The sequence below is a fragment of the Filimonas zeae genome (genome assembly GCF_014641615.1).
GTDB lineage: Bacteria > Bacteroidota > Bacteroidia > Chitinophagales > Chitinophagaceae > Filimonas > Filimonas zeae.
On record NZ_BMIB01000016.1, the window covers coordinates 1 to 1,148 of the forward strand.

The 1,148-nt window shown below is 46.7% G+C and carries 1 protein-coding gene; it reads right to left on the reverse strand.

Features of this window, described 5'->3' with window-relative positions; translation table 11 throughout:
* A partial coding sequence (locus IEY13_RS29995) for an Ig-like domain-containing protein (protein WP_188959469.1) occupies positions 1–1,148 on the reverse strand: 1,148 nt, incomplete at both ends.

The following is a 1,148-nucleotide window of genomic DNA, read 5'->3' on the forward strand; positions in this document are numbered from 1 at the left end:
CTCCATCTCTGGTAAAGCATTTACAGCTATATGAGCAGTATCCACACTTACACAACCTTTGGCGGTTGTTACAGTGTAAGTGACAACCGCAGAACCAGCAGTTACACCACGAACTAATCCATTATTATCTATTGTGGCTACACTTACAGCACTGCTGCTCCACACACCAGTACCACCAGTGGAGCCGTTGGTCAGCGTAACAGAACTTCCGGCACACACCTCACGCGCGCCAATACTCTTCTCCATCTCTGGTAAAGCATTTACAGCTATATGAGCAGTATCCACACTTACACAACCTTTGGCAGTGGTTACAGTGTAAGTAATAACCGCAGAACCAGCAGCTACACCACGAACTACACCATTATTATCTATTGTGGCTATACCAGTATTACTGCTGCTCCATACGCCAGTACCACCAGTTGAGCCGTTTGTAAGTGTAACAGCACTTCCGACACATACCTCACGCAGGCCAATACTCTTCTCCATCTCTGGTAAAGCATTTACAGCTATATGAGCAGTATCCACACTTACACAACCTTTGGTAGTGGTTACAGTATAGGTAATTACCGCAGAACCTGCAGATACACCACGAACTAATCCATTATTGTCCACTGTAGCTACGCTTACAGCACTGCTGCTCCACACACCAGTACCACCAGTAGAGCCGTTTGTCAGTGTAACCGTACTTCCGGCACATACCTCACGCGCGCCAACACTCTTTTCCATCTCTGGTAAAGCATTTACAGCTATATGAGCAGTATCCACACTTACACAACCTTTGGCGGTTGTTACAGTGTAAGTGATAACCGCAGAACCTGCAGATACACCACGAACTACACCATTATTATCTATTGTGGCTACACTTACAGCACTGCTGCTCCATACGCCAGTACCACCAGTTGAGCCGTTGGTCAGCGTAACAGAACTTCCGGCACACACTTCACGTTCGCCAACACTTTTCTCCATCTCTGGTAAAGCATTTACAGCTATATGAGCAGTATCCTGGCTCACACAACCTTTGGCGGTGGTTACAGTATAAGTAATAACCGCAGAACCAGCAGCTACACCACGAACTAATCCATTATTGTCCACTGTAGCAACACTTACAACACTGCTGCTCCATACACCAGTTCCACCAGTTGAGCCGT